We start from the raw sequence: 20,264 nt of genomic DNA, 5'->3' as shown, positions 1-20,264 counted from the left end.
CCGGACGCTGCTCCCGGGGCGCAACAAGAAAGGAATGGGGTTGAACCTCAAGGAGATAGCCGACCTGGGCCAGGGCCTGGGCGCTCTCGCCTCGGCTGTCGTCGCCCTCATCGTCGTTCCGGCCACGGCCGTGATCGGTATCAAGCAGGCCAAGGCCGTCATCGCGGCCGGTCAGGATACTGCCACGGCTACCGCCAAGGCAGGACAGGAGAACGCCGAAGCCGTCTACAAGGCCGCCGTGGACGGGATGCATCTGCAGTCCAGAGGGGTACACCAACAGTGGCTGAAGGAGAACCGGGCCCAGACCTGGGTCCTCTTCTTGCAGGCCATCGACGACATGGCCAAGTTTCCTCACGAGTCCCCCGAGGAAAGTGAGGAGCACCTGGACGCACTCGCAAGGGCCTACTCCGTTCTGGAGATCGGTGCTCCCCTAGGGGACCACCCGGTCGTCGAAGCCGCCAAGGCGGTGATGAAGGCCGCCGATGACCTGGACGCGGAGAGGGGATGGGCAGCGGTGTACCGATCCGCCACCGATCTCATGCGGGAGCACACCCCGTCCGAGGAACAACTGGAAGTCGCCGAGTACGAGCTGGAAGCACACCAGGCGGCAGAGGACCACGAAGCACAGATGGAGGGCAGGGAGCCCGGCAGAGTGCTCAGCAGGCCACTCGCAGTACATGAAGCAACCCAGGGCCTGGATCGCCTGCGCCGCGGTGGCGACACGGTCGACACCACGCTGAAAGACAAGGTCCAGCGGCACCTGGATGACTGCACGTTCCTGGACGACGAGGAACGCCGAGTACTGCTGGAAGACGCCACGGAACGGCCGCGACGCAGCAGAACACAGCCGGGTCGGGCGCGCGCAACTCTCCGGTTCAAGCGGAGGGCATTCGTGGAGGCCGCAAAGAACGAGCTGAACGGACAGTAGGCCGTAGGCCACCCCCGCCGTCCGTCCACGGCGGTGCCGGCCCCCTCATGAGCGGCATCAGAAGACGCAGGTCCTTGACCGATCGTCCCCGTTCTTCCTGGTCACCTCACCCCAGGAAGGCGGATGGCTTCACACCCGCGGCGGCCGGATCCCGTGGTCCGCACCGTCCCCTGGCCTGGTCGGCACTTGGTGGTGCCGGGTAAGGGGCGCAGTCCGTGGCGTCTGCGGAGGCGGCGTTCGGCCCTCGAGCACTCGCCGGGCTGCGGCGGCACGCTCGTCAGTCTCCCGGGCGTGCCGGACAGGAGCCGTGGAGCGCATCTCCTCGCGGAGGGCGGTCTCCTGGCGCATCCCGTCCGCGTTCGCCCGGTGTTCCGTGGCCGCCGTCCGCTGGGCGGCCGCGCCGGCCCGCAGCCGCTCGATGTCCTCGGCGACCTGGGCGTCGAGGCGAGCGGCCAGTGCGGGTACGCGCCGGCGCATCGCCTCGAGGAGCAGGTCCATCGCCCGGACGTCCCCGGGCGGGGTCGCGGCTCCTCCGTCCTGCGCGAGCAGGGAGATGTGCGGGTGGGCGGCGACGGCCTGCCAGCCCTCGCGCAGTGCCTGGGCGGAGGCGCGGGAGGCCCGTTGGGCCTCGTCGGCCGCGGCCGTGCGCTGCTGTTCGTACTGGGTGGCCAGCGCCAGGGTCTCCTTCCGGCTGGTGCCGGCCAGTCGGAGCGCGAGGCGGCCCTTCTCCGCGGACTGCTCGATCCGCTCCAGGACGCGGCGCATCGACTCGGCGTGCCGCAGCGCCGCCGCATGGCGCTCCGCTTCCTCCCGCGCCCGGTGCGTCCAGGCGCCGGCACGGGACAGGACTTCGTACGCCTCGGCGGCGAAGGCGCCGCCCGGGGTGACGGGCGCGTCCAGGCGGCTCTGCTGGACGCCGGCCTGGCGCTCCTGCTCCGCGGCCATGTCCTGCGCCCGCTGCGCGGCGGCGCTCGCGTCGGCCGCGCGGGCGGCGAGCTGCTGCGCGGGCAGGTGCCCGTACGGGCGCTGCTGCCACGGGGTGCAGGCGGGCTCTTCCCTGACCAGGGCCCCGGTCCGGGCGGCCGGGACACGGGTGAACTCGTCGGTGACCATGATGTCGTCGGCGTCGGACCGGAGGACGCGTCCGTACGCGGCGACCGCGCGGTCCAGGCGGTCGGCGTCGGTGCGGACCGGCCCGAGGGCGGCGCGGGTGGGGTGGTCCTCCAACTCGTCGAGCGGCAGGTAGAGGTGGCTCTCCCGGCGGGCTCGGGACAGGGCCGGGTAGAGGCTGTGGGAGTCGGCGTGCAGGCCGTAGGCGAGGGTGACCTCGGCGGTGAGGCCCTGCGCCGAGCCGATCGTCATCGCGTACGCGTGGGTGAGGCACCCTTCGGCGATGTCGCGGACCGACATCCAGGCCTCGTGCATGGCGAAGCCGCCCGTCGGCCGGGGTCGGCGCCATTGGACGAGTACGCCGCGGCGCTCGTCCAGTGCCAGGACCACGCCCCGGAACCCGTTGAGGACGTCGACCTCGGACTCGTCCCGCCGGCTGCGGTAGTCGTTGCGGCGGATGTGGACCAGGTCCCCGGCCGCAAACGCGATCCGTCCCCCGCCCGCGACCGCGTACGTACGCCCCTGCTCCAGCTCGCCGGAGGCGACCAGGGCCGCGCGGGCGCCCGCGTTGAGGACGGCGACGTCCGCCCGGCGGGCGGCGAGCAGCAGGAGTTCGGAGAGCTGGCCGTGCGGGTCGCCGGCCCAGCGGACGCGTGCTTCGTTCCAGGCGGCCAGCATCGAGGTCAAGGCCTCGGTGGCGGTGTCCTCGGCGTGCACGCGGCCGTGGGCGGCGAACGCGGCGAGCGCGCTGGTACGGGCGCCGCTGCGCCAGTCCTGCAGGGCGGCCCGTTCCACGACATCGCGCTGGCGGCGGTTCTCCGTGAGCTGCAGGCCGTCGACGATGCGGTGGACGCGGGCGAAGCCTCCGCCGATGCCGACCGCGCGGAGCTGGAGCGGGTCGCCGACGGCAACGACCTTGGTGCCGGTGCCGGCCGCGTGCCGCAGGAGCGCGGCGAGCGCCCGGTCGTCGACCATCGCGGCCTCGTCGATGACCAGTACGCCGACCCCGTGCAGGCCGCGGCCGCCGCTGATGTCGCGGGTCCACGCGGCGACGGTCCGGGACTCGATGCCTGCCTCGGCGGCCAGGTTCGCGGCGGCCACGGCCGCGGTGGAGGCGCCCACGACGCGCAGCCCGGCGGCCTCCCATCCGGTACGGGCGGCCTGCATGAGCGTGGTCTTGCCCGCGCCGGCGACGCCGATGACCGCGTCGACCGCGTGCCCGGCGGTCAGCAGCCGCAGGACGACGGCGCGCTGCTCGGTGCTGAAGACGAAGGACCGGTCGTCGGTGGAGTGGGCGACCTCGACGGAGGCGAGCGTCATCTCGGCGGCCGCGGCGGTCAGCTGGGCCAGCTGCCGGCCCAGGCCGGCCGCGGCGCACTCGATGACGTCCTGCTCGGCGGCCACGACCGTGGTGTGCGTGTACCGCTGACGGTGGGTGTGGTGCCCGCGGTTGGAGTCGGACAGCCGGACCGCGTGGCCGTCCACCGCGAGGACCTCGTCCGTCAGCGCGGTCAGCCGCTCCACCGAGGGCAGGTAGGGCAGCGTCTTGGCGACCGCCGCCATCACGTGCGTGTGGGAGACCGTCTTCCGGGAGGCGGTCAGCCCGTGCTCGGCGTCCCAGATCCGGGCCGCGATCTCGGCCGGGCCCGGGAGGAGGGGGCCGCCGCCGGCGGACAGCGGCGGCGCCGTCCCGTCCGGCCCAGGCAGCGCGGCCGCGACCATCGCGTCGACCGCTTCCTCGCCGCCGAGCACGGTGGCCGCGCGCGTGCGCCATGCCTCCCTCGGCGCGGCCGGACCGGCGTCCTCCTTGGCCTCCGCGCTCTTACGGGCGGCCGCCTTCTGCTGCTCGCGCGAAGCACCCTCGCCCGCCAGGTCGATGACCTGCCGGTGGCGGCGGGAGAACGCGTCGCGCAAGCCTTCGTCGACTCCCGCGAGCTCCCACGCCCCGGTGGTCTCCGAGCGCTCGAAACGGGCCCCGTAGCCCTCCGTCAGCCTCGCCCTCAGCCGGCCCTCGGCGATCTCGTTGACCAGGTGGGCGTAGCGGTGGAGGTCCTCGCCGCCGCCCGCGATCGTGCGCCACTGGCCGTCCGCGCACTTCGCCATGTGCGCGATGTTCACGTGGACGTGCAGGTGCGGGTCACCGGGCGAACCGTCCACCGGGCGCGCGGAACGGTGCAGGGTCGTCCAGCCGATCAGCCCGGAGGTCTCCACCCGCTCGGCCTGCCGGCCGTCCCCGTGATGGCCGGCCATCCCGTACGCCGCCCACTCCTCCAGCGCGTGGACCGCCTCGGTGACGGACGCCAGCCAGTCCTCCTCGATCCGCCCGGCGAGCTCGGCGCCGGCCAGCCCGTAGGCCGCCGAGATGCTCTTCGGCAGATCCAGGGTGATGTCCACGCCGCGCAGGCCGACATCGACGTGCTGCCGCATCCACTTCCGGGCCGTGGCCACCGTGTCCGTGCCGTACAGCCCGTCGAGGGGGAGACCGGCGGCCGCGGCAAGGCGCTCGGCGTCGGCCAGCGGCAGCAGGTGGGTCTCGCCGTCGCGCAGGATGCCGCGCTCGGCCTGACCGAACCTCTTCGCCAACGCGGGCCGGCCCAAGTACTCCGAAACCGTCTTCCCGGCCGCGGCCGCCGCCTCGGAGACAGCGTCCACGAGCACGCGCGCGGTCACCTTCCCCCGCGGATCGAGGGCCTTCTTCCGCGCGACCAACTGCTCGCCGGTACGCCAGTCCCGACCGTCCATCAGCGCACGGGCGGCATCCGGATCGACGCGCCCGCCGGCGACCAGACCCAGCTCGGCCAGGCCGCCGCCGATCCACCGAAGGGTGCTCTGCCCGGCGAGCCGGTACTCGACCTGAGCGTCTTCGGCCCGGTCGCATCCACAGTCTTCGCTCAGCCGGTACTCGACCTGCTCGGGGGCGTAGATGGGCGTCGCGTACCCCACTTGCCCACCCCCTCAGCCGGTTCCCAGGCTTCGCAATCCATGATCCTGTATCGAAGATACCTGGAGTGCTAACGGGCATTCAAGGACGGAAGTTCCACGTCCCCGGAAGTGGATTTCGGCAGGCAGAGACGCGCCGGACTTTTGTCCGCGGACAAAAGTCCGGCGCGGTCCCGTCGGGCGCAGGGTTGATGTCAGCGTGATGCGCAGGGCTATGGCGGTGGGATCTCCGCTCCCGAAGACTCCGCGCCGCGCTGACATCCCCTCAGTTGGCGAGGACGCCTTGCCCGGCCCACCTTGCCCTTCCCCGGCCCGTCCCTCTGCCCAGGCTTCGCCAACGGCCCGTCCCGACCAGCGGGTGAACGCTCCTCCCGATGCCGGGGCGAACGGGTGACATGGCCACCGCCCGCCGTGATCATGCCGCCCGCAGTGCGTTGCCGTACTGCCAGGAGTCCCTCACGAACCACCCGACAGGAGAAGCCCTCCATGTTCATGCACGCGCTGAGGCGACGGATGTGCGCTCTCGGGACCGTCCTCGGGCTGGGCATTGTTCTGCCGCTCGCCACCGGGGCCACCCCGGCATCCGCCCAGGCTGTTCTGACCGTCACGAAGACCCACGAGGGGAACTTCGCCCGGGGCGGTGAGGGCGTCTACATCATCACGGTCACCAACACCGGCAACGAGGAGACCATCGGCAACGTACGCATCACCGACAACATGCCGCTGGGACTCACCCGCACAGGGCTGACTGTCGCTGTCAATGGAAACGGAGGCATCAACTGCCCGGTGAACGGCCCGTCAGGGTTCGCCTGTGATGCCGACCTCGACGCCGGCACCAGTATCGAGATCGAAGTGACCGTGGCTGTCTCCTCCGACGCCCCCTGCACCGTTACCAACACCGTGTCCGTCAGCGGCCTCGCAGACCAGGTCCTGATCTCGGCGAGCGACCCCACAACCATCACCGGCACCGGCTGCGGCAATGGCAACGGTGGGGGTGGCGACGGATCGATCCTCCCCGTCGATCTCAACGGAGTCGTCACCGCGTTCAACAACATCAGCACGAACAACAACCTCCTCAGCCCGGGGGCTACGAACACCACCAACCAGAACCTCGGGATCAACGCGCCCTGACAGAGCAGAGGACTGCCATGCCCGGACGGATCGTCCAGGATGCGCTGGGTGTCAGGGCCTGACGTGGTGGGACGCCGCGGCCAGGGTCGGCCCAGGCCTGGTCGAGGGCATCGATCCGTCCTGTCGGTGTCCCATTGCAGGACTCGGCAAGGTGGTCGACGGTGAGCGGGCGGCCGGCGTGCGCGAGGGCGTTGAGGTCGAGCGGGAGTTCATTCACGAGCGGACCCTGATCGGCCTGGACACCGCCGCGGCGAACGGCAGCCACGGTGGCCGCCCGCCCGCCATCGACGGCGACATGCTCGCCGTCGCCCTCCGGCGCCGCGACGCCGCGATGCCGAAGAGTCCGTCACCGCCATCGCCAAGCACCTCGGCGTCGGCCGCTCCACCCTGTACCGCACCCTCGCCGCGTACGACGAAGCCGCGGCCACCACCGACGCGCCACGGATCACCGACCGCCGCGTCGTGCCGCCCGACCATCGTCGGCGACCAGTCGAGAACCCGGCCCGCCGATCGGGCAGGTGCCGGAGTCGCCGACGGTGCACCCGAGCCATGTTGTGTACTACAAGGCCTTGTTCATGGTGCATTCGGTTGCCAGGAGGTCTGGAAGATGGACGAGCTGTACCCGCCGGTCGAGCCGTACGAGAAGGGGATGCTCGACGTCGGCGACGGCAACCTCGTGTACTGGGAGGTCTGCGGCAACCCAGACGGCAAGCCCGCCCTCGTCGTCCACGGCGGACCGGGATCAGGATGCGGGACCGGGGCACGTCAGTACTTCGACCCGGACCGCTACCGGATCGTCCTGTTCGACCAGCGCGGCTGTGGCCGCAGCACCCCCCACGCAAGCGAACCCACGACCGACATGCGCCACAACACCACCCGGCACCTGATCGCCGACATGGAGCGGCTTCGGAATCTCCTGGGTATCGACCGCTGGCTGCTCTACGGAGGCTCGTGGGGATCCACGCTGATACTGGCCTACGCCGAGACCTACCCCGAGCGGGTGTCGGAGATCGTCATCGCCGCCGTCACCACCACCCGGCGCTCCGAGATCGACTGGCTCTACCGCGGAGCGGGCCGGTTCTTCCCCGAGCAGTGGGAACGCTTCCTCGAAGGAGCCGGCGGCACACCACGGGACGGTGACATCGTCGCGGCCTACGCACGTCTGATGGAGCATCAGGACCCCGCGGTCCGGGAGAAGGCCACGGCCGACTGGTGCGCCTGGGAAGACGCGGTCCTGTCCGGGGAAACGAACGGCGCCTCCAACCCGTACGGCGACCGCCCGCCGGCCGCGCAACTGGCCCTCGTCCGCATCTGCTCGCACTACTTCTCCCACGGTGCTTGGCTGGAGGAAGGCGCACTCCTGCGCGATGCGCACCGCCTGGCCGGTATCCCGGGCGTGCTGGTCCACGGCAGGCTCGACCTGGCCGGCCCGCTCGATACCGCATGGGAGGTCGCCCGCGCCTGGCCCGATGCCGAGCTGACCGTCGTCGGTAACGCAGGCCATCTGGGCAGCGACACGACCCGCGCCCATGTACTCAAGGCCCTCGACCAATTCGCTCGCCAGGGATGAGACCAGACCGCCCGGCGATCCAGAGTCACTGACACCTCGCGTGTCGCCGACCGCTGACATATCCATGTCGCCCGACGCCGCGTGAGCCACGCTCCTTCTCGGGCGATGCAGCCGGCGGCGTCTTCAACGACGGCGGCACGGTTGTCCCTGATCGCGACCGCGGTCAGGGACAACCGTTCCACCAACTGTTCCGGCAGCGCCCCCGCCATCGCCGACTGCACGAACTGAGGGGCAACCGCAGCTGACGCTCTGCCGGGCCGGACCGTCATCACGGACACCGCCGCGTGAGACCGCGCCCCCGGCCTACCAGGGGGTCGGGTGGGCGGTCGCTGCCGACGCCACCGACGGGACGTAAAAGGTCGCCCCCATTGCCCACGTCTATCCCGAGCGAGTGCTGTGGCAGCCCGACCTCCTGTGACCGGCCGCTTCGCCCGAATGGCTCGTTCACGAGAGTGGGTTCTGGCTCAACTTCTGGATGCTGTTGGTGATCTTGCCGAAGCTCCGGCGCCGCGCTCGGCGCCTATCGGGCGCCTCGGGTCGGTAGCCCGTAAGCGAGCTGTTGTGCGGCGCCGGGCCGGCACCCTGGATGGCCACTTCGCCGGGCGGCAGTTGGCCATCTGGGTTCTGGAAGGGGGCCGCCGGGGGGCTCTGCATGCGTCAGTGGTCGGCTTCCGGTTGCCAGCGCGGGCCGGCGTACCGGGTGAGGGCGCCTTCGAAGTCTGCTTGCTGCTGTGCGGTCATCGGGCCGAGGACGCACACCGGGACGCAGCGGTCCGCGCGGAGGCGGACGCCACGGGAGTGGGTCCAGCCCGCAGGGGGGCCAGGGAAGCTGTGGCCGTCGTGGGTGAAGCGGATGTGCAGCCCAGTAGAGGGATATGGCGCCTTCGACCGGATGGCCTCCACGGTGACCATCTGGATCTTGTCCCAAGCGACCATGCGGAGGGAGGCATCAGTTACGGCGATGCCGTGCTTTTCGATGCTGAGGGACCATGGGTACCAATGCCGCAGCTTACGGCGCCACTGGACTGCGTCGGCCACCAGAAAGGGCAGTAGCACGGCTGTGCACAGCGCGCCGATGCCGAACAACATCATGGCCACGACCTCCCCCACTCCGGGCCTGACGCCCGTCTCCAGCTGGAAGGTCCCCATCTTCTGCAGGAAGTAGGAGTCCATTCCCGTGGCCACCGCGAGAGCCACGACGACGCGCAACAGATAGGAGGAGCGCAGAAAGGAAAGCGAAGCGTCGTCGGTGATCCGGTCCCGGGCTGTCCAGGAAATCTCGAACGGGCCGTCGTGCGTAGGTAACCGGTGGGTGGGCGGCGGGGGGTTGTCGAAACGCGGCACGCGGGTCACTGTGGTCGCGCCGGAAGAGCCGAGGGCAGTCCGGAGCTCGTCAAGGCGTCCATGAACTGCCTCAGCTGTCTGAGGACGCCGGCCGGGGTCTCGCTGCAGCAGCTCGGCGACAAGCTGGATCACTGCCGGCGGCAGCTCGGGCCGGAGTGTGCCGAGTGAGGGGGCATCCTCGGCAAGCTTGTGGTGCATGATCGCGAGCCCGGTTTGCCCGGTGAACGGTGGCCGCCCGGTGAGCAGTGCAAAGAGGACGCTCCCCAGGGCGTAGAGGTCCGAGCGTGCGTCGCCGCGTTCGGTGAGGAACTGCTCCGGCGCCCCATACTCAGGTGTGCCGGCAGGGGCAAGCTGCGAGGAGTGAGCCAGGGTGAAGGCAGTCTGGATGAACCCGGCGATGCCGAAGTCGACCACCTTGACCCGGCCGTCCGAGGCGAGCATCACGTTGTGCGGCTTGATGTCGTAGTGGATGACCTGTGCCCGGTGCGCGGCTACCAGGGCCGCGCAGATCTCCCCCGCGATCTTTAGAGCTCGGCCCACGTCCATGGGACTCTCGTGGCGAATGTGCTCGGCGAGATTGGCGCCCTCGACCCGCTCCATGACCAGGAACCACAGGTCCTCGTGGACCCCCCGGTCGTACAGGGCGACCACGTTCGGATGGCTGATCTGCGCAGCCGCCACCGCCTCCCGCTCGAACCGGCGTGGCAGATCCGCATGCATCGCCTCATCGAGCACCAGCATCTTGACCGCCACGTCCCGGTGCAGGCTCCGGTCCCGCCCGGCCCACACCTCCCCCATCCCTCCCCGTCCAAGCCGCTTGGTCAGCTCGTACCGCCCCGCGATCAGCTCTCCGCGCTGCACCCGCCACCCCCGATGACAAAGGCCATGCCAATCATCAGCGTATGGCCACGAGGGTCAGCCGAAGGGCGATCGACGGAGATCCAGGGCGCCTCCCTCCCATCCGACGACCCGAAGGTCTGGGGCGGCGTTCTGGCCAACGACCGGTCGGCATGGTCACGTATCGGTCGACGACGTCACATCAAGCGCCAACTCGCCAAGTCGAGGGTTCTGACCGCTTTTCCGGATGCTGTTGATGATCTTCGGCCACCGGTGCGGTTGGCGTTCCAAGGAGGCCCGGTTCGCCGGCCGCGGCCTGGCAATCCTCGAAACGGTCAACTGACATGCGGGTGTCGGGGCCATCCCTGCGGGTGCCGGGAGCAGAACGGCTTTGACCTGTACCTCGCGAACAACTGGGGGTCATCCCCGCGGGTGCGGGGAGCAAGGCCGGGACGAGAACGGAGTGCCCCTGGCCCCTGGATCATCCCCAGTCCCGCGGCCATGGGATCCGCCAGGGACTTCGGGGTGTCGGCTTGCGACGTCAGCCGGCCCAGACGATGGAGAGGACACGGAGGTGGCCCAGGCTGCGGTTGACCCAGTAGACGACGGTGAGCGGGCCGATCGACGCCCGCCGTACGTCCTCGCCCTCCGGGTCTGTGCGGTCCCACTGGGGCCAGGACCACGGGGACCGGGAGGCGATGTCGAGAACGTCGCGGACCATTTCCTGGACGGTCGGGTCGAGCTCGGCGAGGTGGGCGGAGGCCTGCGGTGCCAGCCGGGCGGGCCAGGCATCGCTCACCGGCGGGCCCCGATGATGTCCTCCAGGGCGACGCTGTCGGTGTCTTCGAACCCCGAGGCGATGAGCGCGGCGACGGCGGGCGCGGTGTCGAGCCGGCCCTGCCATTCACGGACCACCTCGTGCAGCGCCGTGAGGTCGAAGGTCTGCCTGGACTCCTCCAGGGCAGCGCCCCAGTCACGCTCGAACGCGGGAAGCCAGCGGTCGGCGGCTTCGTGCGCGGCGATGCGGGAGCGGAGTTTGGCCCCGGCCGCCGGGGCCGGCGGGGCCTGCGGGTGATGTACGGGTTGTGCACTCATGCGGCGGGTTCCCTTCCTCTGTACCGAGTCTGCCGCCTGATGACGGTCCAGGTCGAGTGCGCAGTGGAGCAGAGGATGCCGGCCTCTCCTGGACCCCCGACTTTTGTCCGCGGACAAAAGTCGGGGCCGGCGCACGACGGGCAACGCGGCCTCCGTAACCGTGGATTACGGGTCAGATCCCGAGGAGAGCTTCTCCTTGTGGCGGTATCGGAGGCTCAAGGACGTCGCGGAGACGGGTGATGCCTCGGCGCCAGTTCGGACCGTCCGCGGCTTCGCCCCACAGTTCGGCCAGTTCGGAGGCTCTGACCGCGCTTCCGTGATGACTGCGCCTTTCGGCTGCGTCTGGCCGCGGGCGCTTGGGGTGTGACCTTCGGCCTCGGCGCTCGTTCACCGGCAGTGAGGAAGATCATCACCGTCGTAGCGGGGGGCGCGCGTCTCGACGACGCTGCCGGCGCAACGGTTGAAAGCCGGGTCGGTTGAACCATGCGACTGATTCGCGTCGCGTGTTGCGCGGCTGTGGCGCTGCTGCTGATGAGCTGCGCCGATCATCGGATCGCTTCCCCACACCGTGAGTATCCGGTCGGCGAACAGGCCCAGGGCGATCTCATCAAGTCCGCGCAGCTTGCCCTCGTCACCCGCTGCCTTTCCGGGCAGGGGCTGGCCGTGCCGTCCCCACAGCAACGCCCCAAGGCCGCCACCAGCGAGGACAAGCGTTTCCAGGCCGCCTATTTCGGCACTGACCCCCGCGAGCTGTCCCTCACCCTCCCCACCGGGTACACCGTCACCGCCAATACGGATGGCTGCCTCGCCGACGCGCAGCGCGTCCTGTACGGCGATCAGAAGCGGTGGTTCGAGGCCGAGGTGGTCGTCAACAATCTGCGCGCCGAAGCGCAGGCCCGGATGGCGACCGATCCCGATCACCGTGCCGCGATGGCCCGCTGGGAACGCTGCGCCGGACAACGGTCCGGGACGCACCCGGACCAGCCGGACCCGGCCGTCACCGACCGCTGCAACCGTGAGAGCGGCCTGGCGGTGGTCGAATCCCGCCTGGAGCCCGTCCTGCTGGCCAAGGTACGTACCGAGCGGCGCGAGCAGCTGACCGCCTACCGGCAGCTGCGCTCGATCGCCCTGCAACGCGCCGTCAACCTGGCCTCCGCCGCAAACGCTCCTCAGGGGCCCAGTCGGAGATCCGACCCAACCACCGATCCGAGACCGACCGAACCGAAAGGGCACCACCCCTCATGACCATGCAGCGCATCATCACGTCCGCCGCCGCGGCGCTCCTCGCCATGACCGGAGCCCTGACGGTCTCCACTCCGGCCGGAGCAGCCGACTGCCCCAGCGGACACTTCTGCGCCTGGGAGCACGCCAACTTCGATGGCCAGCGCGCCAACTGGTCTGGCGATGACGGCTGGTGGGAGAGCTTCATCGCCGACGAGGACTCCTCGTGGGCCAATCACGGCATTTCGGGCCCGGGAATCAAGGACCACGTCAAGGTGTACTCCCGGGCACACCAGGGCGGCCACATGACCATCTGTCTGACCCCCGGCCAGGAAGTCGGCTCCAACGGAGCCGCAAACGACAACGGCGACTCCCACACCTGGGCGATGAGCTGCTGAACCAAGCCCGTGCCGGCAGTGAGCCCGACCGTCGTCCGGGCCCCACAGGGGAGATCACCCCGGGCGACGCCCGCCCTTGAAGCGCATGAGTCCGCACCCGACTGACCGAAGCCCCCGCTTCTGCGACAGCAGACGCTGATTCCGACGCGCCTCTGCCCTCTGGGGCCTGCTTCCGGTTTGAGTGCGCTCCTTGGCCAGACTGGCCAAGGAGCGGATGGCGTACCCCTCACTGGCTATGACGACTTTTTTGGGAGTCGTCTGTTGAGGACTTCGGTAGGCACGTGGCTCGGGGTTGAGTGATCAACATCGATAAGATTCGATGTCGTAAGCGTGTGCGGTCGAGGTTCGTGGTCTGTTTCATAATCCAGCTGTGGACATTTCCGATGAGGGACAGCCGCTCGATCCCGTCTGGCTTGAGATCGACAACAACGTGTGTGGCGGCTTGGCAGGGGCCCCGAGTGCTTCGTTGGTGGCCGAGCGGTTCATCGGGGCGGGCTGGAGTTCCAGATCGATTTCGTGGGAGTCGTATGAGGTCGAGACTGGCTGGTGTCGCATCGCGGTCGATCCGACCGAGGGTGACACGCTTCTGAACGGAGTTGTCGATCCTGAGAGGTTCGAGGATCTGGCAGCACTGCTGACCCGGTTCGGCCTGCCGTTCAGTCTTGAGCTTTGTGACGATGACGGCGAACTGCTGCGGGAGATCGCGGCTGGAACCCCGTCAGCGCCTCAGGACACAGTTTCCAAGCCCCTGAGCCGTCTCCTCGCTCTGCCTGGGCTTTGGTCGCGGCGAGGCGGTAGGACTCGGTTCCGGTCTGGATGATGTTGCCGCCGAAGGTGAGCCGGTCGACGATGGCCGCGCAGAGCCGGGGATTGGTGAACGTCTTGGTCCAACCGGAGAAGGACTCGTTCGATGCGATGGCGACGCTGTTCTTCTCCTCGCGTTCGGTCAGAACCTTGATCAGTTGCTTCTCGTCGGCGGCCTCGACGAGCTCGTTCACGAGCTTCGTAGCGAGGGTGTAGCGGACCCGGTGTCCCTTCATCGCGGCCTCGGTGCCCAGCGCGATCAGCAGATGGGACTTGCCGGTGCCGGAGTCGCCGATCAGGCAGAGCGGCTGGCCTTCTTGCGCACCCACTCGCACTTGGCCACCTCACCGAAGAACGGCCAGAACCAGATCGGACGACTCAGCGAGGACCTGGGCCAGAGCATCGACGGCGAGCATTCGACGGTCTGTGGGGAGCCCGGGCAGCGGTTCCGAGGGGCCGTAGATCGAACACGCCGGTTCGCCGTCAGGGTGCTGTGCGGCACCCAGGGCCGCCGCAGCCACAGCTCGCTCGGCGCCTGGGGCGTCCAGTTCGCCTCCAAGGTCGGCGGCGTGCTTGAGCAAGCTGCGGATCATGAACTCCCGTTCTTCCCTGGACGCGTCGTCCAGGTCGCCGGCGAAGTCGGCGGCGGTGTCGTTGTCAAAGGGACCGATATCCCAAGTGCCCATGTGGCCTCCTCCCGTGGCTGTCCGGAGATCCTCGCGCTGACCACCGACAGTGACGTCCGGAGGTCAGCGCGTCCATACCCGATCGGGCCCGGATCCGGCGGCGATGTCAGACACGAGTGACATGCTTTCGAACTCACGTCCTCTGACGAACGGAGCTGCCGGCGATGGGCATCGACTTTGATGCTGTCTGGTGCGCGACAGATCTCGGCAACCACCGCCCCTGCCGCTATACGTACGAGATGTATCCGTACGCCACCCTGCCTCCTCTGGACGAGAAGCGGTTCACGGGCGCATTCCAGTGGCTGGGTGACGCAGGAGGTTGCGTCGCCGAGCAGACCGCGAAACTGCGGCTGCTGGAAGAGAAGCTGGCCATCGAGGGACTGGCGCTACCGGAGGACTTCGTCACCTTCTACTCGTCGTCGAGTCTGCGGGAATCCTTGGACGCGGTGTCGGTGACCGGGTGCTGGAGCAGTCTCTCCGGGCCGCTGCCCAGCCCCGTTGAGCCAGGGGCGTTCCTCGTCCGGTTCTTCCGCGATCAGCAGGATTGCGTTCTCTGGTACCTCTACTTGCGCCCGTCCGGCGAGGTCTTCGTGGTCAATTCCCACCTCGACTACGAGTATGAGTACGAAGCACGGGACTCGGAGGACTGCCAGCCGGAGAGCAACCTGGACGATCTTGCCGCTCAGAAGGCAGGGATCCTTTGGTGTGCTCCCTCCTTCGAGGGCTTTGCCTACCGTTTCTGGCTTGAGAACTGTCTCTGGCACGCCGTGAACGGCGGGGGTGAGGCGTCACTCGACGCCGAGATGGAGAAGTATCTGGGCCACTACCAGGGCACGCCGTCCCGAAGAGAATGACGCCGCCATCCCCGTATGCGCGGGGAGCAGTCACCAATCGCTCCTTGTTTTGCTCACGGTGACGGGTTCATCCCCATCGGTGCGGGGCGCAGGAGGCGGGAATGTGACCGGCCTGTCTGACCTGGGTTCATCCCCGCACCTGCGGAGCGTTGAGGTGACGACCTCCACGCTAGACCAAGGGGCACCCGGTCCGGCGCCGTTCTCCGTCGGCAGGGGTCCTTAAGGTGCTCCGCTCCGCAGGTGCGCGAGGGCGATGTCGTGGACCCGTACGACCGCTTCGGGCGCGATCCGGGCCAGGACCGGCAGGGCGTGGTGCCAGCCGTCGCCCTCCAGGGCCTGCCGTACGAACCGGGCGGCAGCCCGCTCGTCGCCGGGGGTCTGCGCGGAGGCGGCGAGCGCGAGGGCCCGGATCGTGTGGGTCAGCGGGTCCCCATCCACCGACCTTCTGTGGGCGGTTACGCGGACCGGCACCCGGGCCAAGTACCCCGCGACGGCCGCGAACGCGACCGCGCGGCGCGCCGGGATCGCCAGCCGGTCCGCGACCCGCCACGCCTCGGCGGTGTCGCCGAGCAGCGCATGGAGCACGGCGAAGCCGGCCGTCGGCAGGAAGTCCGGAGAGTCGGCTCGCATCGGCCGGTCCAGCCAGTCCAGCCGGTCGGTGGCGTCCTCCCCGGCCCGGATCCGCAGGAAGGCGTCCACGAGGACGGTCTCGATCCGCCACACCGGCGGCGGCTCGTTCGCGTACTCCAAGGAGTAGCGGATCGCGTGCTCCAGCCGCTCCCGGCAGGACTCCTCCGTCCCGGCCGCGGCGGGCAGCAGCTCGGCGAGCCCGGGCAGGAGGTCGGCCAGCCCGCGTGGCCGTTCGGCGGTGACGAGCAGGCGTTCCCGCTCCTCGTCGACGAGCGCTGCCGCCATGGCCGGCTCGTGCGCGGCGACTCCCTCGGCAACGGCGATCCGGGCCTGCCGGGCGTTCAGCCGCCGCCAGGCCGCTCTTGTCCTGCGCTCCGAGGACTCCGAGGGATCCGCCTGGGCGATGAGTCCGACAGCGTCGACACCTGCGCCTGCCCAGGCCAGCGCCTGCGCCGCGGCAGCCCATGCGTCAGGATCCGAACCGGCACATTCGGCGGCAGCGAAGGCCGTCCTCCGTGCGTCGAGCGCGCGCCCGGCATCCGCGTGGGCCAGGGACAGCGCGGCCAGGGCACGCGCCCGCTCTCTCGTGCGGGTCAGCCGGGCGGCGAGTTCCTCGGCGTCCACGGGCATGCCGATCCGTCCGAGCGCGTCCACGAGAGCAGGCAGCCAGAAGGTCGGGAGCAGCTTGCCGGAGCCGGCGGCCCGCAGCAGCTCCAGGGCCTCACCCAGTCGGCTTTTCGCTTCGTCGTGCCTGCCCCGGCCTGCCAGCCGGATGGCCTCGTCGGCCAGCCTTCCCGCCTCGGTCCGGTCGATCTCCACGAAGCCGCTGCCCTCGTGGGCGTCGCCGGCCTCGATCCTGTCGACAGCCGTGCGGGCGAGAGCGGTTACGTCCCTCTCGTAGAGGCCTGTGTACGTCGTACGGAACTCCTCGGGTACCGCGTCCAGCAGACGGCGCGTCTGCTCCATCGGGAACCCTGTGTCGTCCAGTGCCAGCACGAGCTGTGCAAGGGTCAGTTCGAACGCCAGGTCCATGTGGGAGCGGTCCGCCGTCGACATCGAACCGGCGTCCCCACAGACCGACTCGACGTACTGCCTCGCCGTTTCCGCCACGGCTGCGGCCTTCTCGGGCCGGGCGTCCGCCAGCATCGAGGCGACCGCCGCGAGGATGCCGATGTTCTCCAGCGTCGGTGCTTTCTCCCATACGTCGCGCGCGTGATCGAGGGCACGGTCATGGATCCTGTCCGCCCGGTCGGGGGAAGCGGCTGCCAGGATCGCCCAGACCTGGATCCGGACGACCCGGACGTCCGGATAGCCGTGGTGGTGGCTGTCGTCGAGGTCCTCGGCCCGCTCCTCCATCTCGTCGAGGAGTTCCGCCGCCCGTGCCGGGTCGTGCGGCCGCAGCCGGCGGGCCGCCTCTGCCCAGGCCTCGTACCTCGCCGTGCCCAGCCCCCATGTCGAACGGAGGAGCTCCAGGCCGGCCTCCTCCTGCCCTGTCGCGATCAGGGCTACCGCCGCCCGGGCGGCGACCGCCTCCTCCTCGTCCTCGTCCCCGGGCAGGGACACGACCTGTCGGCGCCCCGTGCCCGCCCATACCGCCGCCTCCCGCGCGGTTTCCGGGGCCTGCTCGTGGCCCTTGTCCGCCAGTACGAGGGCCACCTCGACCAGCGCAGCGGCCTTGGCGGAGGGGTGCGTCGCCGCCAGTGCCAGCGCTCTCGCGTACCCGGGATCGCCGAGTCGGGCGACCGCACGCAGGACGGACCGCGGCAGGGGCAGGACGTGCCGCAGGAGGAACTCCCGGGACACGGCGGCGCCCGCCGCCACGGCGAGGTCGCCGGGGGTGGCGCCCCAATGCGCCGCCGCGACCGAGTCCAGGTCCGTGAGGGCGATCTCCGCCCCGAAACGGTCCACGAGGCGGAGCTGGCGCACCGGGTCGAGGACGAGCGCCGCCAGCCGGTCGGCGTCCCCGCCGTGCTGGAGCATGCGGGTGTATCCGGTGAGGAGGTAGTCCGGTGTGGTCTCGGGCCAGCCCTGGTCCCGGTAGCGGTCGGCCCAGGCGTGCAGCCGCGCCTCGTACCCGGCGAGTTCCGCTTCGCCGAGGGCGTCCACCGCGGCCCGGCGCAGCTCCTCGTGGGCGAGTACGTACGTCAGCCGGCCGGGGTCCTCGGCCTGTCCGCGCGGGGCCATGTGTGCGGAGTGACCGGGTGCCATGCTGCGGCCGACGACGCTGCGGAGCTTCTTGTCCACGTCGTACGGGCGGACCTCGACCAGCTCGGCCATCTCCCGGCCGCTGAGGGCGCCCCGGGCCACCGTGAGCAGGCCGAGGAGGTGGCAGCCGACCTGCGGATCGTCCAGCAGGGCGTACAGGTCCCGCATGGCCATGTCCCGGATGACCTGGGCCGCGGGCGAGGCCGCGAGGCGGCGGACGACCGCGGGCCGGCGCAGGGGGTGGTCGGCGGGAACGTCGTCGGGGACGGGCGGATTCGGCCGTCCGGCGACGATGACGCGCATGCCGGTCGGCAGGTGCCTGGGCAGCAGCGCCGCGATGCTCTGCCGGCCCGGACCGGCCCCGGCGTCCTCGTCGAGGCCGTCCACCACGAGCAGCAGGGTCCGGCCGCGGGCCGCGCTCGCCCGCGCCGCCGCCTCGTAGAGGTCGAACAGCTGGTCCGGGCGCCGGGGACGCGACGGCGTGAGCTTGCGCCCCGCTACGGCAGCGAGCTGATCGGTCATGTCCCGGAGGAAGTCGTCCCGGTGGTTCGTGCCCAGGCGCTCGGCGACGAAGTGCACGGCCACGTCGACCCCGGCCGGGAGGTACCGGAGGGCGAACCAGGCCAGAAGCGCGGATTTGCCCGCCCAGGCGTCGGCCTGCCACCAGAGGTAGTCGCCGCTGGGGCCCGGCGGTTCGCTCGCGAAGGCCGCCAGTTCGTCCAGCTCCTTCTCCCGGCCGACGAAGTCCCGGGGAAGGATGGTCTGGCAGACCTCGGCCGGATGACCGTAGAGGCGGCCGGGCGAGCCGGCATCGATGCGCGGGCCCCTGCCGCCTTGTCTGCTTCTCCCCCGCTTCTGGGCGGCTCGCAGGCGCGAGTGCCACCCCTCGGGGCTGACCCGCCGATGGACCGGGGAGCGCAGCGCGGCGAGCCTCTCCAGCTCCGGGATCAGGACCCGCAGCACGTAGGTCTCGTGCTCCTCGGACGGGACGGAACGGCCCCTCATCCAGTCGCTGATCGTGGCGTCGCGCACCTCGAACCCGTGCTTCGCACCGAGGCTGATGAGCTTCTTGTACCCGACCTCGCGCCCGCCCGCGGCCTCGTACAGCTCCCGCAGCTCTGCCGCGAAGCTCGGCGCCTCGACCCCCTCCGCCAACTGACCGGTCTCCGTCCCCTGTCCGGCGACGACTTCGCCGGAAACCTCGTCATATCCCGTCTGACCAGCGTACTTACGAGGCCTCCAGCCGTCCGGACATCGCCGGAGAACCTCCCGCCGAGGGATACCTGTGGCACCGAAGCCCGGCGGACGAGACCGCCGAGGCGCCTTGCCCGAGGGGGATTCCGTGTCCGTCCTGCAGTCCGTACTCCACGACGCGGCCGCACTGACCGCCGTCACCGGCCTCACCTACACCGGAGCCGTGGTCACGGTCGCCGCGTCGTCGGTGCTCTCCCGCAGCCCGGAGCGCCGGCGCGACGCCCGGGCGACGCTGACGATCCTGCTGCGGCGGCGCGGCGCGCGGTAGGCAGGCAGGCCGCCGGAGGCCGGGTGTGGGGAAGCTGCTCCTGGCTCCGGCCAGGCTGGTTTCCCCTTCTGCCACGCGCTACTCTCTGCGCCAGCGCAGCACCCCGCCACCTGCGGGGATGGCCCCCGTTACGAGCACAGCCCGCCCCGAGCCCCGCATGCGCGGGGATGAAGCGGCTCACCTCCGGGTGAGCCCCATGACCGAGCGGCCTTACCGCTAGCCTCGCGCTTTCAGCAGAGTGCGACGTCTGCTCATGATCAAAAAGCAGGAGCGCTCCTCCGACCTGGGAGGATCGGGTATTCCGATGAATCTTCTTGCCTCAAGCTGGGGGCACTTGTCAGGTGATGGAGCCCGGGGTGTCTCCGCGATGCTCCCAGGCTGGGCGGAGCGGCCCATGGATCTCAGGTGAGAGCGAGGAGCACTTCGTCGATCTCACCGCCGCGTGCTTGGCCAAAGCCCCTGCCATGCCCGGTGATCACAAAGCCACACTTTTCCAGTACGCGGATCGAGCCTGCGTTATCGGCTGCTGCGTGGGCGTGCAACGGCCGGGTTCTGACGAGATCGACCAGCACCGTGAGCGCCGCTGTGGCGATGCCGCGGCCCCAGTGATTTCGGCCGATCCAGTAGGTGACCTCGCGTTCGTTCGGCGGCCCGTACACCGCAGCATGGCCGACCACCTCATCGTCGGCGAGCACAGTGCGCATCAGGACATCGGGGTTGGAACGGATCCTGGCCCAGTAGCTGTCGAAGAGCGCCCTGTCGTAGTGGTACTTCCTGGTGACCGCGGCCACGTGCTGCGCCTCGGGATCAGAGAGGTGCTCCCAAAAGGTGGGCAGATCACTATCGAGTACTTCGCGGAGGGAGATCATTCCGGTGGTGGCTCCTGCGGCTGGTCGAGGACGTGGTACTTCGTCGAGTGCGGCGTCCGATAGCTGATCAAATTCAGTGAGTGTACTCCTGGCCTGGGAGGATGGACCGTGTCGAAGGCT

Annotated in this window: 14 protein-coding genes and 2 pseudogenes; 8 read left to right on the top strand and 8 right to left on the bottom strand. The window is 70.1% G+C overall.

Annotation, left to right across the window (positions count from 1 at the left end; translation table 11 throughout):
* The first annotated feature begins 40 nt into the window (after positions 1-40).
* The gene (locus tag ACFWBN_RS24500) at positions 41-928 is read left to right on the top strand and encodes a hypothetical protein (RefSeq protein ID WP_385179051.1); all 888 of its coding nucleotides are present in this window, start codon (positions 41-43) and stop codon (positions 926-928) included.
* A 129-nt stretch (positions 929-1,057) separates the two neighbouring features.
* On the opposite strand, the gene mobF is transcribed toward ACFWBN_RS24500, so the two are convergent.
* Positions 1,058-4,981 (bottom strand): MobF family relaxase, encoded by a 3,924-nt coding sequence (mobF, locus tag ACFWBN_RS24495; protein WP_385179050.1) that lies wholly within the window; start codon positions 4,979-4,981, stop codon positions 1,058-1,060.
* Between the two features lie 483 nt (positions 4,982-5,464).
* Between mobF and ACFWBN_RS24490 the strand changes: the two genes are divergently transcribed.
* The 3 genes and pseudogenes from ACFWBN_RS24490 (at position 5,465) to pip (ending at position 7,679) form a co-directional block, all read left to right on the top strand.
* Positions 5,465-6,109, top strand: a complete 645-nt coding sequence (locus ACFWBN_RS24490) for a hypothetical protein (RefSeq protein ID WP_385179049.1) — start codon at positions 5,465-5,467, stop codon at positions 6,107-6,109.
* Positions 6,110-6,445: 336 nt separating this feature from the next.
* Positions 6,446-6,505 (top strand): annotated as a pseudogene (locus tag ACFWBN_RS24485) (helix-turn-helix domain-containing protein); the annotation flags it as partial.
* A 211-nt stretch (positions 6,506-6,716) separates the two neighbouring features.
* Positions 6,717-7,679, top strand: coding sequence for a prolyl aminopeptidase (gene pip, locus ACFWBN_RS24480; protein WP_385179048.1), 963 nt, complete (start codon positions 6,717-6,719; stop codon positions 7,677-7,679).
* A 657-nt stretch (positions 7,680-8,336) separates the two neighbouring features.
* Here the strand turns inward: pip and ACFWBN_RS24475 are convergent.
* From ACFWBN_RS24475 to ACFWBN_RS24465, 3 genes are all read right to left on the bottom strand, one after another.
* Positions 8,337-9,884: a serine/threonine-protein kinase gene (locus ACFWBN_RS24475; protein WP_385179047.1), complete on the bottom strand. Its 1,548-nt coding sequence runs from the start codon at positions 9,882-9,884 to the stop codon at positions 8,337-8,339.
* A 517-nt stretch (positions 9,885-10,401) separates the two neighbouring features.
* Positions 10,402-10,659, bottom strand: coding sequence for a hypothetical protein (locus ACFWBN_RS24470; protein ID WP_385179046.1), 258 nt, complete (start codon positions 10,657-10,659; stop codon positions 10,402-10,404).
* Entirely contained in the window at positions 10,656-10,955 is a 300-nt protein-coding gene (locus ACFWBN_RS24465) for a DUF6247 family protein (RefSeq protein WP_385179045.1), read from the bottom strand. The genes ACFWBN_RS24470 and ACFWBN_RS24465 overlap by 4 nt, the downstream gene beginning before the upstream one ends.
* A 483-nt stretch (positions 10,956-11,438) precedes the next feature.
* Between ACFWBN_RS24465 and ACFWBN_RS24460 the strand changes: the two genes are divergently transcribed.
* Complete coding sequence (locus ACFWBN_RS24460; protein ID WP_385179044.1) at positions 11,439-12,200, top strand: hypothetical protein; 762 nt, start codon at positions 11,439-11,441, stop codon at positions 12,198-12,200.
* Positions 12,197-12,574, top strand: coding sequence for a peptidase inhibitor family I36 protein (locus ACFWBN_RS24455; RefSeq protein ID WP_385179043.1), 378 nt, complete (start codon positions 12,197-12,199; stop codon positions 12,572-12,574). The genes ACFWBN_RS24460 and ACFWBN_RS24455 overlap by 4 nt, the downstream gene beginning before the upstream one ends.
* 656 nt (positions 12,575-13,230) lie before the next feature.
* Here the strand turns inward: ACFWBN_RS24455 and ACFWBN_RS24450 are convergent.
* Together ACFWBN_RS24450 and ACFWBN_RS24445 are read right to left on the bottom strand one after the other, a co-directional pair.
* Positions 13,231-13,721, bottom strand: a pseudogene (locus ACFWBN_RS24450) (ATP-binding protein); the annotation flags it as partial.
* Between the two features lies 1 nt (position 13,722).
* Positions 13,723-14,064: a DUF4259 domain-containing protein gene (locus tag ACFWBN_RS24445; protein ID WP_385179042.1), complete on the bottom strand. Its 342-nt coding sequence runs from the start codon at positions 14,062-14,064 to the stop codon at positions 13,723-13,725.
* A gap of 164 nt (positions 14,065-14,228) precedes the next feature.
* Here ACFWBN_RS24445 and ACFWBN_RS24440 point away from each other — a divergent pair, with 164 nt between their 5' ends.
* A complete protein-coding gene (locus ACFWBN_RS24440; RefSeq protein WP_385179041.1) occupies positions 14,229-14,918 on the top strand; it encodes a hypothetical protein in 690 nt (229 codons plus the stop codon).
* A gap of 219 nt (positions 14,919-15,137) precedes the next feature.
* Here the strand turns inward: ACFWBN_RS24440 and ACFWBN_RS24435 are convergent, their stop codons facing one another.
* On the bottom strand, positions 15,138-18,908 hold the full coding sequence (locus tag ACFWBN_RS24435) for a hypothetical protein (RefSeq protein ID WP_385179040.1): 3,771 nt from the start codon (positions 18,906-18,908) through the stop codon (positions 15,138-15,140).
* A 187-nt stretch (positions 18,909-19,095) separates the two neighbouring features.
* Between ACFWBN_RS24435 and ACFWBN_RS24430 the strand changes: the two genes are divergently transcribed.
* Positions 19,096-19,275: a hypothetical protein gene (locus ACFWBN_RS24430; protein WP_385179039.1), complete on the top strand. Its 180-nt coding sequence runs from the start codon at positions 19,096-19,098 to the stop codon at positions 19,273-19,275.
* Between the two features lie 401 nt (positions 19,276-19,676).
* Here ACFWBN_RS24430 and ACFWBN_RS24425 read toward each other — a convergent pair whose 3' ends face one another.
* Positions 19,677-20,144 carry a GNAT family N-acetyltransferase gene (locus ACFWBN_RS24425; RefSeq protein WP_190109197.1) on the bottom strand — a complete coding sequence of 156 codons (468 nt, stop codon included), beginning with the start codon at positions 20,142-20,144 and terminating at the stop codon, positions 19,677-19,679.
* Positions 20,145-20,264 lie beyond the last annotated feature (120 nt).

Source organism: Streptomyces sp. NPDC059989, from assembly GCF_042736975.1.
In the GTDB taxonomy this organism is placed as follows: Bacteria; Actinomycetota; Actinomycetes; order Streptomycetales; family Streptomycetaceae; genus Streptomyces.
The sequence above is the reverse complement of the archived record's forward strand: the minus strand, read 5'-3'. Positions and strand labels throughout refer to the sequence as shown.

Coding starts and splice junctions, on each gene's coding strand:
- ACFWBN_RS24490 (WP_385179049.1), top strand. CDS start 5,465: ATGTTCATGCACGCGCTGAGGCGACGGATGTGCGCTCTCGGGACCGTC.
- pip (WP_385179048.1), top strand. CDS start 6,717: ATGGACGAGCTGTACCCGCCGGTCGAGCCGTACGAGAAGGGGATGCTC.
- ACFWBN_RS24465 (WP_385179045.1), bottom strand. CDS start 10,955: ATGAGTGCACAACCCGTACATCACCCGCAGGCCCCGCCGGCCCCGGCG.
- ACFWBN_RS24460 (WP_385179044.1), top strand. CDS start 11,439: ATGCGACTGATTCGCGTCGCGTGTTGCGCGGCTGTGGCGCTGCTGCTG.
- ACFWBN_RS24455 (WP_385179043.1), top strand. CDS start 12,197: ATGACCATGCAGCGCATCATCACGTCCGCCGCCGCGGCGCTCCTCGCC.
- ACFWBN_RS24445 (WP_385179042.1), bottom strand. CDS start 14,064: ATGGGCACTTGGGATATCGGTCCCTTTGACAACGACACCGCCGCCGAC.
- ACFWBN_RS24440 (WP_385179041.1), top strand. CDS start 14,229: ATGGGCATCGACTTTGATGCTGTCTGGTGCGCGACAGATCTCGGCAAC.
- ACFWBN_RS24425 (WP_190109197.1), bottom strand. CDS start 20,144: ATGATCTCCCTCCGCGAAGTACTCGATAGTGATCTGCCCACCTTTTGG.